This window comes from Pseudanabaena yagii GIHE-NHR1, assembly GCF_012863495.1.
GTDB lineage: Bacteria > Cyanobacteriota > Cyanobacteriia > Pseudanabaenales > Pseudanabaenaceae > Pseudanabaena > Pseudanabaena yagii.
On record NZ_JAAVJL010000002.1, the window covers coordinates 565,310 to 581,889 of the forward strand.

Annotated in this window: 11 protein-coding genes; 3 read left to right on the top strand and 8 right to left on the bottom strand. The window is 40.9% G+C overall.

Translation table 11 applies throughout. The features are described from left to right. Positions 1 to 36: 36 nt before the first annotated feature. The 4 genes from HC246_RS26495 to HC246_RS19375 form a co-directional block, all read right to left on the bottom strand. Complete coding sequence (locus HC246_RS26495; RefSeq protein WP_169365064.1) at positions 37 to 2,394, bottom strand: methyl-accepting chemotaxis protein; 2,358 nt, start codon at positions 2,392 to 2,394, stop codon at positions 37 to 39. An 86-nt stretch (positions 2,395 to 2,480) separates the two neighbouring features. After that, positions 2,481 to 3,005 carry a chemotaxis protein CheW gene (locus HC246_RS19365; protein ID WP_169365065.1) on the bottom strand — a complete coding sequence of 175 codons (525 nt, stop codon included), beginning with the start codon at positions 3,003 to 3,005 and terminating at the stop codon, positions 2,481 to 2,483. 13 nt (positions 3,006 to 3,018) lie between these two features. Next, complete coding sequence (locus HC246_RS19370) at positions 3,019 to 3,384, bottom strand: response regulator transcription factor (protein ID WP_169365066.1); 366 nt, start codon at positions 3,382 to 3,384, stop codon at positions 3,019 to 3,021. A 150-nt stretch (positions 3,385 to 3,534) separates the two neighbouring features. Then, positions 3,535 to 4,749: a response regulator gene (locus HC246_RS19375; protein WP_169365067.1), complete on the bottom strand. Its 1,215-nt coding sequence runs from the start codon at positions 4,747 to 4,749 to the stop codon at positions 3,535 to 3,537. A gap of 1,143 nt (positions 4,750 to 5,892) precedes the next feature. On the opposite strand from HC246_RS19375, the gene HC246_RS19380 reads away from it, so the two are divergent. Together HC246_RS19380 and HC246_RS19385 are read left to right on the top strand one after the other, a co-directional pair. Next, a complete protein-coding gene (locus HC246_RS19380; protein WP_169365068.1) occupies positions 5,893 to 9,906 on the top strand; it encodes a PAS domain S-box protein in 4,014 nt (1,337 codons plus the stop codon). A gap of 387 nt (positions 9,907 to 10,293) precedes the next feature. Next, positions 10,294 to 11,364: a hybrid sensor histidine kinase/response regulator gene (locus HC246_RS19385; protein ID WP_169365069.1), complete on the top strand. Its 1,071-nt coding sequence runs from the start codon at positions 10,294 to 10,296 to the stop codon at positions 11,362 to 11,364. Positions 11,365 to 11,436: 72 nt separating this feature from the next. Here HC246_RS19385 and HC246_RS19390 read toward each other — a convergent pair whose 3' ends face one another. Both HC246_RS19390 and HC246_RS19395 read right to left on the bottom strand, forming a co-directional pair. Further along, complete coding sequence (locus tag HC246_RS19390; protein WP_169365070.1) at positions 11,437 to 12,822, bottom strand: UDP-N-acetylmuramoyl-tripeptide--D-alanyl-D-alanine ligase; 1,386 nt, start codon at positions 12,820 to 12,822, stop codon at positions 11,437 to 11,439. Positions 12,823 to 12,955: 133 nt separating this feature from the next. After that, a complete protein-coding gene (locus HC246_RS19395) occupies positions 12,956 to 14,056 on the bottom strand; it encodes a hypothetical protein (protein ID WP_169365071.1) in 1,101 nt (366 codons plus the stop codon). Between the two features lie 112 nt (positions 14,057 to 14,168). Between HC246_RS19395 and HC246_RS19400 the strand changes: the two genes are divergently transcribed. Continuing rightward, positions 14,169 to 14,951, top strand: a complete 783-nt coding sequence (locus HC246_RS19400; RefSeq protein ID WP_169365072.1) for an MOSC domain-containing protein — start codon at positions 14,169 to 14,171, stop codon at positions 14,949 to 14,951. Between the two features lie 129 nt (positions 14,952 to 15,080). Here the strand turns inward: HC246_RS19400 and HC246_RS19405 are convergent, their stop codons facing one another. Together HC246_RS19405 and HC246_RS19410 are read right to left on the bottom strand one after the other, a co-directional pair. Then, entirely contained in the window at positions 15,081 to 15,596 is a 516-nt protein-coding gene (locus tag HC246_RS19405) for a MogA/MoaB family molybdenum cofactor biosynthesis protein (protein WP_169365073.1), read from the bottom strand. A 71-nt stretch (positions 15,597 to 15,667) separates the two neighbouring features. Next, the gene (locus tag HC246_RS19410) at positions 15,668 to 16,465 is read right to left on the bottom strand and encodes an ABC transporter permease (protein WP_169365074.1); all 798 of its coding nucleotides are present in this window, start codon (positions 16,463 to 16,465) and stop codon (positions 15,668 to 15,670) included. Positions 16,466 to 16,580 lie beyond the last annotated feature (115 nt).

Sequence of the window (16,580 nt, forward strand, 5' to 3'; positions counted from 1 at the left end):
GCAGATCAAACCAATTGCCGCAGAGGATTTCCATATCTACGCAACTTTGAACTGAGATACGCTTACTTGTAAATCTTGAGCAACTTGTAGCAACTCAGAGAATGATCGCGCTACTTCTTCAGATTGGTGAGAGGTGTCTTGAGCAATGACCGCAATATCTTGCATCGTCTCACCCATACGTGCGGATGTTTTCGTCTGTGTATTTGCAGCGATCGCAATTTCTTGAACGATGGAGTTAACCTGCTGGCTCACCGTTGCAATTTGGTTGAGTTTTTCACGGGCATTTTGTACGAGTTTTGTACCTGTGACCACCTGCTCTGTACCAGTTTCCATCGCCGCTACGACTTCATTGGTTTGGGTCTGAATCTCTTCTACAAGCTGCTCGATTTCTGCCGTTGAGGTAGCGGACTGTTCCGCAAGGTCACGCACTTCTTCCGCAACTACACTAAAGCCTCGACCTTCCTCTCCTGCACGAGCCGCCTCAATCGCCGCATTTAGTGCGAGTAGGTTCGTTTGTGCCGCAAAGTTACTAATCAAGTTAACGATGCGGGAAATCTTTTGAGAAGTTTCACCAAGACGTTTGACTTTTTTTGCAGTTTCCGAAACGGTTTCACGGATCTCGGAAATACCTAATACTGTATTGTTCATCGCTTCGTCCCCTTCTTTGAGTACGACGGCAGCTACCTGCATCCCCTCCTCGGCTTGTTTAGCTTTGACCTCTACGCTTCGGCTCGACTCAGCCATCACTTTAATTTCTTCTAGAGCTGAGTTAATGGATTCCGCTTGCTTCATTGCCTCCACAGACACCGATCGCACAGATACCTCATTACTAGTAGCGGTTTGGGTGACTGACTGAGTAGCTCCTTGTACTTCTAATACGAGCTTCCGCAAGTTACGAATAATTGCGTTGTAGGAGTCAGCGATCGTGCCTACTTCGTCAGCCGTTACGTTTGCCCGAATCGTCAAGTCACCTCGGCTAACAGGATCAACTTCCATCAACAGTTCCAAAGCTCGACGCTGCAACAGTTCCTTTTCTTGTTTTTGTTGCTCAGCACGGGCATCCGCCTCGGCACGTGCTTCTTGACGCGCATTTTCCAGTCTTTCGGATTCTTTTTGTTGCGCTTCACTCAAGTACTTGAGCTGTTCCGCCATCCCATTAATGTTGCTGGACAAGATCCCTAATTCATCTTCGCTCTCGACAACTAGGCGCGTATCCAGATCTCCCTGACCAATTTTTTCTACCACACTAGCCGCATCTCGAATGGGTTTCACACCTCGGTTAGCGATAATTGCTGCCAGAATACCTACTAAAAGGGCAGTTATCCCAGTCCCTGTTGCTACTGTAAATAATAGATCGCGTTGGGGTTTGAAAACTGTGACGGTATCAATCGAGATAATTACTCCTAAATTGAGATTAGGCATATTGAGATAAGTAGGCAATGCAACATAAGTTATAAGTTTTTCCTTGCCAGAATCAGAACCTATAACCGTGGCTGAAGTCTTAGTATCAATCGCTGATGCTAATTGAGGAAAAATTTCCTTGGCCTGTTTATTTTCTTCATCATTTTCCTTAGCAATAAACATCTTGCCTGATCCATCAACCAAGTGATATTCATCATCATCGTTAATACTCTCTTTAACCACATCCTCTAGCTTTTCAATGGGCATTCGAGTTCGTATAACACCAATCGCCTTGTCTGAATTTACTTCTTTGACTGGGGCAGAGACAAATATACTCAGTTTTTTGGTGACAGTTGACAACTTTGGCTGACTGATAAATGGCTTACCTGATGTAAGAGGGGTTTCAAAGTAGTCACGTCCTTTAATATTAGGTGCAGGTTCAATCGTGATCGTTGAGTAGATGGTTGTGTTTGCTGTTAAATCTGCAAAGGCAATTAGGTTATATACGCCATAAGCTCTAGCATATTCATTCAGGATTCCCTCTCGCTCAACTTGTGGAACAACTGCCTGAACCTTACGATTAGTAAAAATAATTTGATTGGCTAGTACTTGAATATCACCATAGCGCTCATACATAAAGCGGTTGAGCTTAGAAGCAATTACGATCGCTTTTTGTTGTTGAGTGTCGCGAATCTGTTCATCCAGTGAACGGCTAGAGAAGTAGTAAGCAATACCACCGATCGCTACTACAGGCAAGGTACTGACAGCGACTGCTAGTAAGGTCACTTTTGCTCGTAAGCCCAGCGATCGCCAACTCCACCGTTTTGATTTAGACAATTTTGGACTTGAGGGTAGATCCTCTAATAAATTTTCTAGAGAAAGAGGTTCTGTTTGAGCATCATCATCAAAGTTTAGAACTCCATTTACGCTGTTGTTCTGGTCACTATTACCCGATTGAGGCTGATTTTTAGGTTGGTTATTTTGTGTTAGCATCGCCTATTCTCCGCAAATATAAAAATACTGAATATACTTAAAATCAATTTCATAAATCAAAGCTCGGAAACTGTCTGGACTATTGCCTATGTCTGGGCAAGTTGACCGATCGCATTTCCATCTAGCACCAAAAATGTCTCGTTACTTCCATTCAGCCAATATCCTCGGCAAGCCTTCATCATGGCTGGATTTGTAAAGGTAAAACCTGAAGTCTGGATTGTATTCGTATCACATCTAATCATCTGCCCCACCCTTGACACCGCAAATCCCAGCACATGTTCTTGGCTGCGTAAAAAGATTACATGACATCGATCTTGAAATTTCCCCTGATCATATTCCTGTGCATAGAGGGGCTTATAACCTAAGAGACTAGCTAGATCCACCACCCAGATCACGTCACCACGCCAGTTATACACCCCCATTACACTAGTCGATATACCTGCGATCGCCGTTATTTGTGACAAATTGACTTTGACAATTTCTAACAACTGCTGAGTTGGTAACAGAGCTTGTTGATCAGGTACTAACGAAAAAGTCAAAAACTGGTCAAGGGACTGCTGATATTTTGTTTGGGACAAATTTTGCGGATTCCCAATAATTTTATTTGCCACGGCGATCGACCTCCTAATCCTTGACTAATAATTTGATAGTACGCACTAGTTCCGCAGCATCGATGGGTTTCGTAAGATAGGCTGAAGCTCCCTGTTTCATCCCCCAAAATTTATCCATCTCACCATTTTTAGTTGAACAAAGCACAATAGGAATATCCTTGGTTTCAGGCTTTTCCTTTAGATCGCGACATAGTTCAAAGCCACTCTCATTTGGTAAAACCACATCTAAAACAATGGCACTAGGCTTCTGCTGGTTAATCTTAGTTCTCGCTTCATCACCATTAGTTGCCAAAACGGTTGTAAAGCCAGCATTTCTGAGACTTCCTGTAATAATCTCTGCTTGGGTCAAGGTATCTTCCACTACTAAAATCGTACTCATCTCAAATTTTTCCTTTATCTACTTTATTTGTCTAAATATTCTGAATGTTTAGTTAGGAGTACGGCATCAAATACCTTACTTCTCTATTTAATAAATGTTTGTTTGTACTTATTGACCTTTTTAACCTTTTTTATAGAAGAGAAAATATCTCTATGGAGCTTCATCAGTTTGCAAAAACCTACGGAGTATTTGCAAGACTTTACTAGGATCGGGAGGCTTACTTAAAAAGTCTGACGAGCCAGCTATTTTTGCCCGCACCCGATCAATTACCCCATCTCGCCCCGTTAGGATGACGATAGGAACTTCCTGAAAAGTAGTAGTTTTCCGCAAAAAGGTACATAGTTCATAACCATTGGTATTTGGCATGATCAAATCTAGAAAGATCAAATCAGGCTTTCGTTGTAATAGGGTACTAACACTCTGCAAAGGGTCAGTAATCCCTAAAACCTCATAACCTAATGGTTCCAAAATGCGGCGCATTTCTACTTCAACTTGAGGACTATCATCAATACAAGCAATCAATCCTCGATTTGGTGACTGATGCTTAGAAGATACCTTCCAATTGGGAGATGCCCAATCAGGAATTTCTCGGAAGGCGACGATGCCATCGATAACTAGGGGCAATAGCGATCGCATTACCGCAATCATGGAGCAATGCATGATGATCGACAAATCCCAAAGCGTATTTGTCCCATTCAAAATCTTGTTGAGACTGTTATAGGTTTTGCTAGAAATTGCATCAGCATCTAGCATTACTTTTAACTGATCGGGATTAGCAATGTAGGGTGCGATATCAAAGGAAAACCCTTGAATCATATTTTGGACATGGGATAAACCTGCTTTATTCCATTTGTTCTGTGCTGTGATAATGCTATCTAACGTCTGCATTGTCGAAAGCGCAACAATTGGTTTAAAAGATAGAGAATCTAGAGGCTTCCATGACGCTTTGGGTTGCTTTTGTTCACTCAGGCTATAAAAGACCTCATGAATACTCGTCTGAATGATGGCACGGGCTTGCTCAGTTGTCAGTTGCTGCCCTTGAATCGCGCTCTCAATTAGCTTTAATTCCCAAGCCTCAGTTTCGGGATTAACTTTTTTGAGCAGATCTTGAATATTGATGTTGTGGGCATGTTGGCGGATTGCCCTTGCTAACCTACGCACACGATGTTTGCCACCTGTGGCATATACCAATCGACCTAGATAAAAATATATGTTCCAGTCAGGTGCTGATTCATCTTCGTCGGTCACTACTAACTCGCCAGTAGCCTGTTGAAACAATACATGGAGATGCTTCAAATCTTGAATAAACTTTGGAGTTAACTGTGTTGATGTATTATCCACTGGAGAAAGTTTAGTAAGGAGCATTTGCAAGAGGTTTGGAGGACGCGAGAATTAAAAATAGTGTCAGGAGTCACCTACTAAAGTGAATACTTTCCCAAAAAAAAACACATAAAACAACTTTAATATAAGCATATATAAGTATTTTAGATATTTTATTGGTTCAAGTGGGGATTTGGTAATTTAACTTTTGAGCTTGTTTTGAATAAGCTACTATACTACAATCCAATGATTTTAACTACTGTTTTAAATAATTATTTAGAATTATTTAAACACCTCTAAAGTTGACTAATCATTAAAGATAAATTTGAATGCCTGTCTGCAAATAAATTTATTTAAATTAAGAGATAAGAGAATAAATTTTAAGAGTTATACATTATTTATATGACTAACTATTGTTCTAAATTGGTGTTTTAGGAATTGATGTTTTAGGATATATTTTTTATGTGATTCATTATTAAACAAACAAATAAATTAAATAAAATTGGTTTTTAAAAATAATTTAAATCAAGCTGTAAGTATTGAATGAATGTTAGATTATTTGCCATATAGTTTATTAACTAATTTATCACTACATCTATAGAGAGGGAGCCTACAAAGTCTTTATAAGAAATTAGATAATCAATAAAAAATCATAGATATCCATTTATTTAATTCGCCAAAAGAATAGACTTTTGCTTATGATTTGTTTGGCAGCTAAATAACCCCCTTTCAATAATATTTCGGTACATATGAATCATCTAGATTCTTATAATATTTTTCATTTATTTAAGTCCATGACTTGTACAGTATCTACCACGTATAGCTTTCCCCCAAAGCACAAATTTGTCATCAGTACTTTGTGCTGAATTTTACCAAAATTAAATTCAAGAAGTTTCTTGTGAATTTCTAGAGATGGATTTCTTAGTTATTACTTAAATGCTTTTGACTTTTATGATATTCATAATTCTTACAGGGATGTCAAGTATCTTTATCCCCTAATAAAAGCTCAAGAATAATCGCTCTGAATATCTGTATTAACTGAATCTTTGGGCTTTTGCAGATCTCTTGTGCAAATATTTAGATAAAAACAAGAAAATTAAAGTAAAATTTTTGATACGGGAGTGGTTGATATGGATTTTATAAAATTTTAGAGTCGAGCCTATGGCTGCAAAAAATGGAGAAACATCTATGGAACAGGCTATTGTGCGTGAACCATTAACGATTTCTGCGAATGCGACAGTTGCCGAAGCGATCGCTTTAATGAGTTCAAGTACAAAAACCTGTAACCTACTTCGCAACATTGACTCAGAGCTAAGTTTGCAATTAACCTGTGCTCAAAGTTGCATTTTGGTGACAGAGGCAAATCAATTAGTGGGGATTTTGACCGAACGAGACTTAATTAAGCTCTGTGGTCAGATTGAAAATGCTGAGCACAGTCAAGGAGCATCTTTAGGTCAAAATCTATCGGAAACAGCGATCGCGGAGGTCATGACATATCCCGTTCATTCGCTTTTAGAATGGGAATTTACTGATATATTTGTGGCTATTAACCGATTTCAGCGTTATAACGTTCGTCATTTACCGCTAGTTAACGAGCGTGGCGAAGTCTCAGGACTAATTACCCACGCAAGTTTGCGGCAATTATTACGCCCCATCGATATGTTGCGGTTGTTAGTGGCTAGTGAGGTAATGGTTACAGATGTTGTCTATGCTCAGGCAACTGATTCAGTCGCCCAGATCGCGAATTTAATGTCAGCGCATAAAGTTAGTTCTGTCGTAATTGTTGAGTCACGAAATCATAGTTTATTTCCTCTAGGAATCATTACTGAGAGTGATATCGTTCAATATTTAGCTTTGGAATTAAACCTTGCACAGACTCAAGCCCAGATGGTGATGAGTTTTCCTGTTATCTCAGTGCCACCAGATGAAACGCTCTGGACGGTACGCGAGGTTATGCAGGAGCGCATGAGTAATCATGTAGTTGTGGCTAATCCTGATGGTGAAATGCGGGGAATTGTTACCCAAAGTTCTATTCTGAAAACTCTACAGCCGATGGAGGTTTACAAGTTAGTCTCTAAGTTAGAAGTGCAAATGTCTCAGCTAGAGCAGGAAAAAATCGAACTTCTAGAAAGTCGCAATCGGTTGTTAGAAGGTCAGGTCAAAGCAAGCACGGATGCCCTAATTGACAGCAATGACATGTTTCGCCAATTTGCGGAAAATAATCAAGGTATCATTGTGATTCGTGAAATTGCTTCTGGCAAAGTGTTATATGTGAGTCCAGTCTATGAGGAAATATGGGGAAAATCCTGCGAAAGTCTATATCAAGATCCTAATTCTTGGTTATATTCTCTTCATCCTGATGATAGAGATCGCATTATCCAAATCTATACAGCCAAAGCTCATACAGGATACTTTAGTGAAGAGTATCGGATTATCCGTCCTGATGGTTTGATGCGTTGGATCTGGGGAAGATGTTTTCCTGTCAAAAATACCCGTGGTGAAATCTATCGCATTGCAGCAATTATTGAGGATATTAGCGATCGCAAAAATGCAGAGATCGCCTTAAAAGAGAGTGAACAGCGCTTAAAAGCTAGTGAATTTCTATTAGGTAGTATGTTTGAATGCTCTGCTGTCGGGATGGCAATTACCGATAGTGACGGCAAATATATCAGGACTAATCCCTGTTATCAGCAAATGGTTGGTTATTCTGAAAGTGAATTGCGAGAGATGCGATTTACAGACAATATGCTACCTGAAGATATCGAGGAAAACTTACGACTACGAGACCGCGTCTTGACAGGAGAAAATGCCAGCTATCAAATGGAAAAGCGCCTCCTCCATAAAAATGGTCATATTATTTGGGTAAGAACTACAAGTTCTAAAATTGCTGATGATGGCAATGCACAGCCGCTCTTTATAGGGGTCATTGAAAATATTAGCGATCGCAAACAAGCTGAAGAATCTCTACAAAGTCTGGTGGAAGGAGCCTCGACACAAATAGGGGATAATTTCTTGCCTGCTTTAGTTGAATATATTGCCAATATCCTAGAAATTCGCTATGTGTCGATTACTAAGATATGTGAGGATCGCCTCAAAATGATGGCAGTTTGGCTAGATGGTCAACTGCAACCAGTTTCAGAAACTACTATTCCCTTGGTGGATTCTCCCTGTGCTATTACTGTTGCTGAAGGTAAGTTTTACATTACGGAGCATCTACAGCAGCAATTCCCAGATTGTAATTCTATTAAACAATTGGGTGCAAATTCTTATTTAGGAATAGCCATTAATAATAGTAAAGGTGATGTGATTGGCTGTTTATGTATCCTCAATAATCAACCTATTCAAAATATGCAACGTGCAAATGCCATGTTACAGGTATTTGCACCTAGAGTCAGTGCAGAGATGGAACGCCAAGAAGCGATCGCAGAACTGTATCATCTCAATCAACAATTAGAATCTAGAGTAGAGCAGCGCACTCGCGAACTCAAATTTGCGAACCAACAGCTTATTGTCGAAATGGCAGAACGCCAAAAATTAATTACGTTAGTGGAGAATAGCACTGACTTTATTGCTCTGGCTGACTGTAATGGGCGACTTAATTACGTTAATAGTGCGGGACGAGAACTTTTAGGACTACCTGCTAATACTCAGTTTCTATCGATATTTGACCTGCATTTCCCTGAAGATCATCAAGTAGTAAAACGAAATATATTAGATTTAATTGCTCAGGATGAGACATGGGAAGGGGAATTCCGTTTGCGACATTACCAAACTAATGATGTAATACCTGTACTATTTAGTGCTTTTCCGATCCAAAATTCTTGGATTGATGAGACCTTGTCCCTTGCCTGTATTGTTAGGGATATTAGCGATCGCAAGAAATCTGAGGAAACACTGCTTACAACCAATGAAGAATTAATCAATGCCAATAAAGAGTTAGCTCGTGCGACGAGGTTGAAGGATGAGTTTCTCGCTAATATGAGCCATGAACTGCGGACTCCCCTGAATGCAATTTTAGGAATGTCTGAGGGATTACTGTCTAGCGTATTTGGTGATTTGAATGAGCGCCAAAAGCGATCTCTAAACCTGATTGAAAGCAGTGGACGACATTTACTAGAGCTAATCAATGACATCTTAGATGTTGCGAAAATTGGCGCAGGTAAGATGAAATTAGATATTGCACCTGTCTCCATCGAATATCTCTGTAAGTCAAGTCTCGGCTTTGTCAAGCAAATGGCAAGCCAGAAAAATATTCAATTGCGCTTAGCCATCCAACCTGAATTAGGTTTGATCGAACTTGACGAGAGACGCATCCGCCAAGCCCTAATTAACTTATTAAGTAATGCCGTTAAATTTACGCCAGCATCGGGCAAGATCTGCTTAGAAGTTAAGTTTATTAGTTCTGAAGAAACAGCCTTACCAGTCAATGCCAATTTTCCCTACGCATTGATCTTCTCTGTTATTGATACAGGCATTGGTATTGCTCCAGAGGATATTGGTAAACTATTTCAAACTTTTGTCCAGATCGATAGCAGTTTAAGCCGACAATATACAGGTACAGGGCTAGGTCTAACTCTTGTCAAACAAATCGCGGAGTTACATGGCGGTTGCGTCGGTGTAACGAGCCAAGTTGGTGAAGGTAGTTGCTTTTCCATCGCGTTACCCCACACAGGTAAACTTAGAAACCATAATAATGACGATCGCTTCACCTATTCTTTGGTCAACCAAAAGCCTAACCAGAACTTGGAGGATAATTTAGACGACAATCTAAACAAAGATGGCTCGATTTATCCCCTGATTTTGTTAGCGGAAGATAACCCAACCAATGTGGAAACTTTTGCTGATTATTTGTCGAATCGAGGATATCGCTTAATCATAGCCGCTAATGGACAAGAGGCTGTGGATATGGCGATCGCTCACATCCCTGACCTAATTTTGATGGATATTCAAATGCCTGTGCTAGATGGGTTGGGTGCAATTAAGCAGATTCGTGCCAATGTTGACATTCAGCATATTCCCATTATCGCGCTGACAGCCCTAGCGATGAAAAGTGATCAGGAGCAGTGCTTACAAGCAGGAGCAGATGAATTTCTTGCTAAGCCAGTTAAACTTGCACTGTTAGCAACTACGATCCAGCAGCAGATCAACAAATCTCGAGATTACAGTACTTTGCGCTCAGAGCCGAAACAAGAAATTTTTTAAAAGTGTTATAAAGTAACACTTTTAAAAAATTTCTTGGAGTTAGTTTGCAATACTTGTTTCCCCACCAAAGGTAGAGAACAAGCCTCTGTAACTTACTTGCTTCAAAGGCGCTATAGCGCTTTTCATTTAATGACTAGAAATCCTAAATGGTTTGTGGAAGCGCTCCCCGAAGGGGAGCGCTTCCACAAACCAAAAAATATACAAATTATTTGGGACTGCTATAAGATTGATTTTTATTTTCAAATGAGTATGTACTCATTTGAAAGCTACTATTTAAATATAGGACTTACAGATTTGACACAGGCAAAGCCTTCACAAAATCTACTCAAAACCTAGTCAATTCGTTAGGCTTGCGTAAGTCCTAAAATAATTGTTTAAGGGCAATGTATGAAAAATTATCCTTCAATTCTAATCGTTGACGATGAACCTAATAACTTCGATGTAATTGAAGCTCTTTTAGATAATGAAGACTATGACCTCAACTACGCTTCTAGTGGTTACAAAGCATTGGAGCGGTTAGAGATATTTCATCCTGATGTCATCCTGCTAGATGTGATGATGCCCGAATTAAATGGAATAGATGTCTGCAAAAAAATTAAAAGCAATCCTCAGTGGAAAGCAATTCCGATCATTATGGTCACAGCTTTAACTTCTAAAGAAGATATGGCTCAATGTTTGGACGCAGGGGCAAGTGATTTTTTAAGTAAGCCTGTCAATGGACTAGAGCTACGGGCAAGAATCAAATCGATGATTCGGATTAAGCAACAGTACGACGATCTCCAATCTCTCTTACAGATGCGTGAAGATATGGTGCATATGATCGTCCATGATTTACGCAATCCCTTGACAACGATTTTGCTATCCTCAGAACTCTTAAGCGATCCGTATTTGCCTGAGTCCCGCAAGCCTGAAAAAATTGAGCGCATCACCCGTAGTGGTCATCGTCTGCAATCCCTGATCGATAGCTTGTTAATTATGGCAAAGATCGAAGCGGGGAAAATGGTTCTCAAATATACGAGTGCCGATCTCAATCAAATGTGTACCTCAGTAATTGAAGATTTTGAAACGATCGCAGCTCAAAAGAAATTAGAACTGAGCCTAAATTTACCAGAAAGTAAGTTAGTAAATATCGATTTACCTGTATTTCGGCGCATTCTCGATAATCTCCTATCCAATGCCATTAAATTTTCTCCTGCGAACAGTCAAATTACGGTTAGCGTCAAATATCCTGAAATTGGGGGTGCAAGTATTAGTGTTGCCGATATGGGAGCAGGAATTAGTGATGGCAAAAAGTCAGTAATTTTTGAGAAATTTGAGATTGGCACTCCAATCCAAAGCACAGCACAGTTGGGTTTGGGGTTAGCTTTTTGTAAATTAGCGATCGAGGCTCACGGCGGCAATATCACTGTTCAAGATAATGAACCTAATGGAGCAATTTTTACTATTTCCATTCCATAAAAGCATTGCTTGGCAATACCTTTATGGAATTTTTTGATGGAATCACTTGATGGAACCGTTATCGATTTGATTCTATTGCCAAGTTTTGCGAAATGCTTCTACAACGCGATCCATCCCGACCGATCGCGAAGCTTTAAATAGAATTCGATCGCCACTTTCGACTTTTTGTAAGAGAGTTTGAGTAATATCATCATAGGAATGACAGGCGATCGCATATTTTAGAGAACCATTCGCACCAGCGAGAATAGCATCTGCTTCACCATCCGCTAAGATGATTGCCCCTTCTATTCCCAATTTGCTAATTGATTCTCCAACTTGGCGATGGAGCTGTGTAGACATTTCTCCTAATTCTTTCATCGTGCCAAGTACTGCCCAATGACGTTTAGCAGGCATATCTGACAGTTGACGCAGCGCGGCGAGCATTCCTTCGGGAGAGGCATTATAGGTCTCATCAAGAATCACCACATCCTGAGGTAGTTGATATAGTTGCGCCCTACCAAAGGGAAGATCGAGCTTACCAATTCCTTGAGTTGTTTGTTGCCAATCTAGATTCAGGGCTTTGAGTACCGCTAATCCTGCGAGAAAATTCAAGGCATTATGACGACCAGGCAAAGGTAGATCCCATGTTAAGTCACCCACCTGCAAGCGATCACCAATCAGTTCCCCATTGACATCACCGACACCGAGACCATAGGTAATTGTCTTGCCTTGCCAAACCTTGCTTGCCATTTCCAGCAATAGGGGATTACTGGCATTTAATATAGCTGTACCATCGGGAGGGGTTTCCGCAAGAAGTTCACATTTAGCCTGTGCGATCGCCTCCCGTGAGCCTAATCTACCGATATGGGCTGTACCTACATTTGTAATGACACTTACAGTCGGTAAAGTGGTGCGGGCAAGACGTTCGATTTCCCCTAAACCGCGCATTCCCATTTCTACAACCACAAAATCATGCTGTTCAGGCGCGATCGCCAATAGGGTTTGGGCAACACCAATGTCATTGTTATGGTTGGCTTGACTTTTGTGGACTTGCTTATCTGGTGAGACATAGCAAGCCAACATACTGGCAATAATTTCCTTAGTTGTCGTTTTGCCCACTGAGCCTGTTACGGATACTACTGGTTGCAGAAATTGCGATCGCCACCATCTTGCTAAATCTTGATAAGCTGTGAGTGTATTACTGACTGCAAGGACAGGCAAGCCCTTAGCTGCTTCTGACTTTGCCCATTCGAGACTAACTATTGCAGCGACTGCCCCCTGCGCGATCGCTGCTGCCACAAATCCATGACCATCAAAATTTTCGCCCGTTAATGCCACAAATAATTCACCAGCCTTAAGCTTGCGACTATCAGAAACAACGCCCCTGATCTCGATATTTTTTTGTGCAGTTTCGTCAATATTAGCTACTGTTGCTGATGTAATGGCGATCGCTTGGCTAATCGTACAAATAAAGGTCATGCTTGATTTTTTTTCTATTCTTAGCTGTTCTACGCTTTAGATATATTGCTTGGTACTCAACACAAAGCTAGATTTTGGTTAAACTAAAAGCGAAATTTTAATTTAACCAAAAATACCTTTAGCTTTATTATTATCATGCTTCAGGCAGCACATCATCACCAAACATTTCGCTTAAAGCGGTGAGATAGGGGGCAAATATGCGGATATGTTGCTCATCTAGATAACTGTGGATTTCTTGATTCAGCAATCTTAATAAAGTCCGCACTAGTTCCCAACTAACTTTTAAGGGAGGATAGAGCATTACGCAAAGGGGGAAAAGCTCTTGCTGAATAGAAGCTACACTTCTTTCAAGTACACAGAGACAGAGATAAACTTGAAACATCTCAATATCCCGCAAGCTGGAAATTCTCACCTGTGGAGAACTTAGGACTCCGCTATGGCATTGATAATCAGCATACATAATCAATGTTTTTTGCGAAATCTGGCGAGCAATCTCACTCGTGAATGGCAAAAGTTGGCGCACCGCTTCCAATGATGCGTCCTCATATTCTAAATTTGCGGCGGCTTCGTAAGCTCTCTGCAAAGGCATATAGAGATGATCATCAATCACCTTAAAGTATGAATTCACCACCAGTTGCTCCAAGGGTTGGAGAGAGTTGAGCAGCATTTGACCACTGTAGTGAAATTGCATACTCACAAAGCCGAGGGTGCGCGGATCTTCCGATGTATATTTTTTGCGAATTTTGCCCACACTTGGCGCGATCGCCACCGATAGCTGTCCAATTGTAGGTAGTTGGGAATAGGTTTCTAGCTTAAAATTTTGACCATTGCTAAACCAATCAAGTTCCACCAAACGATTGTCCCCATTTGTTGTATAAACCTTGAGCGCTTGATCTAATAGATCCCGCGAATCAGTAGCAATTTGCCAAGGGTCAATCAAGTCTGGAGAAATGCCATGAGATTGCAACTGACTGATTAAGAGAGTTTCAGTTTTTGCCCAAGCCTGAGCGCTAGAAAAGCGGAGGGATTGCAATAAATTGGTTGCAGTAGTTGTACGCCTTGCGGGAGAGAGAATTTCCGACAAATTATTAGACTCAAGCTCTTGTTTAGGAGCCTCAACTTGCAAATTTTGAATATACTTTTTTGCCCAAATATTTGCTAATGAGGGGACAGAATCGTGAGTATTACTATTTAAATCCTGCGCTAGACTATCTATAAGAGTCGGTCTAATCATTTGGGTTCCAGAAAATAAAGGGTTTTGTTAAATTAATGACATTATATTTGTTCTGACTGAGATAGTTAAGGTTTCGTTAAATTTTCTGAAAACAACTGGTTTATGGCACTTTATGGCAAATCTCAGCAGAATTCTAGTTTTTCCGATTAAATCCCTCGATCCGATCGCTTTAGATGAAGTTGCCATCACTTCGGGCGGTGCATTAAAAGGTGATCGCGAGTTTGCCATGTTTGATCAAAATGGACAGTACATTAATGGCAAGCGTAATCCCAAGATTCATTTAATTAGGGCAAGTTACGATTTAGGCGATCGGCTGGTGAGTTTGCAAATCCAAAATCAGAGCGAAGTAGTTACTTTCCATTTAGAGCAAGAAAGAGCATCCTTAATTGATTGGCTCAGTGAGTTTTTGGGTAAACCCCTAGAACTGCGACAAAATGTGACCAATGGTTTTCCTGATGATCCTGACGCATGGGGAGCTACAGTTGTCTCAGAAGCCTCTCTCAAAACTGTCCAAAGTTGGTATGACAATTCTCAAATTGACCTCGAACAGATTCGTCGGCGCTTTCGTACTAACCTAGAAATTGCGGATACAGAACCTTTTTGGGAAGATCAATTATTTGCCAAATCTGGCGAAACCGTTCCCTTTACAATCGGGGATGTCCAATTTATCGGTACAAATCCTTGTCAGCGCTGCCCTGTTCCTACACGCGATCCCTTCACTGGCGAAGTTTATCCTGAATTCCAAAAGACTTTTACTAGACTAAGAGAAGCGAATTTACCAAATAATGTCGAGCGATCGCGTTTCAATCATTTCTATCGTTTTGCGTTGAATACACGTATTCCTTTTACAGAAGCAGGCAAAGTTTTGAGATTAGGTGATGCTGTTACCATATGAGTGCCACAAAGCAGCGCTCATATGGTACTTAGGGTTGCGGATAACAAAGTTATCTAGCTTCGACTCCGCTCAGCTAACGTTGGCTGAGCGAAGTCGAAGCCATAGGTACTTTAATTAATAGCAAGTCCCTTAATGTAATCCTTTTAACTGGCGTACTAAATGGATGATCTCTGGCAAAATGAGCTGCTCGATCGCCAACTTCACCGCATTACTTGAACCAGGGAGCGAAAATACTAATTTGCCTTGATAAATCCCAGCTTCAGAGCGTGAGGCGATCGCCCTTGAGCCGACCTCTTGCCAACTCAGATACCGAAACATCTCCCCAAATCCGGGCAGGGTCTTTTCGAGCAACGCCGCGATCGCATCATAGGTCGTATCTCTCGGTGCAATCCCTGTTCCGCCATTGAGAATAATGGCATCAAGATCCTCAATCGCCACCAACTTATGCATTTGCGATCGGATCTCATCAGGTTCATCTTTGACAAGCGTGTAGTATTCCAGCAAATGACCTGCATTAGTCATCGACTGTTTAATAAAGTTGCCGCTTTTGTCAGTTTCAGGTATGCGGGTATCACTAACAGTGATCACCGCAAAACGTACTTGATAGGACGGTGGATCGGGACATGGGTTTTGAGAAGGTTTCATTATTTTGGGAATTAATATCTATCTAATAATTCTGGAGCGAGTTCTTCGCCTTCGGCGAAGAACTCACTCATTTAAAACTGACGACGGGCAAAAATGAGAATGGCGATCGCTAGAGTTAATAACGCATAACTCAGGATATAAATACCATTGCTGAGCATATCGGCTAAGCTTGGCAGGATGTTATATACTGCTTCATTCTTGAGGTTAGCACGGGATAAATCAGGCAAAATCATATAAAAAGTACGAGTAACCGCTTGTAAGCTTGGATTTTTAGATATTTCGCCTAAAAGCAGCAAGTCACGGCTAAAGTTGCCAATGACATAGGCAGCAAGGGTTAGTAAAGAGGCAATGAGAGAACCTGTAAATGTGCCAAAGAAAATTGCGATCGCGCCTAACAGCATAATCTGCCAAAAGATGAAAAAGTTCGCTGTGAGAATCGCAGGAATCGGAATGGTAATTTGCTTGATGGTCATCAAGATAATAAAAATGATGCTCATAATCGATACGAGCGCACCGACTACCGCACTCAACCCCAAATGCTTACCAAGGACAAACTCGGCTCGGTGCATTGGTTTAGCAATGAGAATAAAAATGGTACGCTTATCGATTTCTTTATTGATCAGATTTGTTCCAACCAATACCGCCACAATTAAGCTCACTACCTCGATCGCTGCGATACCCGTATCGACAATCATTTTTGCCGATGAGTCATAGGAAAACTCTGGCAGCATCATCATCGCTGACACCACAATTAAGGTGTATAGCAAAGAAAGATAAAGCACCTGCTCACGCACTGTTTCGCGAAAGACATTGGTAGCGATCGCCCAAATGCGACCTAAACTTAGACTCAGGTTCAGGCTAAAGTTCATAGGTCTACAAAATCCTCATAAGTCCTAACATCATCACATTTTACAGTGATTTGAGTGAGTGCGCCCCTTTGGGGCGCACTCACTATCCTAAGTGATTTGAGTAAGTACACTCCTT

What these genes read in the sequence shown, in the direction of transcription:
- HC246_RS26495 (WP_169365064.1), bottom strand. Translation starts at nt 2,394, where the DNA reads ATGCTAACACAAAATAACCAACCTAAAAATCAGCCTCAATCGGGTAAT.
- HC246_RS19370 (WP_169365066.1), bottom strand. Translation starts at nt 3,384, where the DNA reads ATGAGTACGATTTTAGTAGTGGAAGATACCTTGACCCAAGCAGAGATT.
- HC246_RS19375 (WP_169365067.1), bottom strand. Translation starts at nt 4,749, where the DNA reads ATGCTCCTTACTAAACTTTCTCCAGTGGATAATACATCAACACAGTTA.
- HC246_RS19380 (WP_169365068.1), top strand. Translation starts at nt 5,893, where the DNA reads ATGGAACAGGCTATTGTGCGTGAACCATTAACGATTTCTGCGAATGCG.
- HC246_RS19385 (WP_169365069.1), top strand. Translation starts at nt 10,294, where the DNA reads ATGAAAAATTATCCTTCAATTCTAATCGTTGACGATGAACCTAATAAC.
- HC246_RS19390 (WP_169365070.1), bottom strand. Translation starts at nt 12,822, where the DNA reads ATGACCTTTATTTGTACGATTAGCCAAGCGATCGCCATTACATCAGCA.
- HC246_RS19395 (WP_169365071.1), bottom strand. Translation starts at nt 14,056, where the DNA reads ATGATTAGACCGACTCTTATAGATAGTCTAGCGCAGGATTTAAATAGT.
- HC246_RS19400 (WP_169365072.1), top strand. Translation starts at nt 14,169, where the DNA reads ATGGCAAATCTCAGCAGAATTCTAGTTTTTCCGATTAAATCCCTCGAT.
- HC246_RS19405 (WP_169365073.1), bottom strand. Translation starts at nt 15,596, where the DNA reads ATGAAACCTTCTCAAAACCCATGTCCCGATCCACCGTCCTATCAAGTA.
- HC246_RS19410 (WP_169365074.1), bottom strand. Translation starts at nt 16,465, where the DNA reads ATGAACTTTAGCCTGAACCTGAGTCTAAGTTTAGGTCGCATTTGGGCG.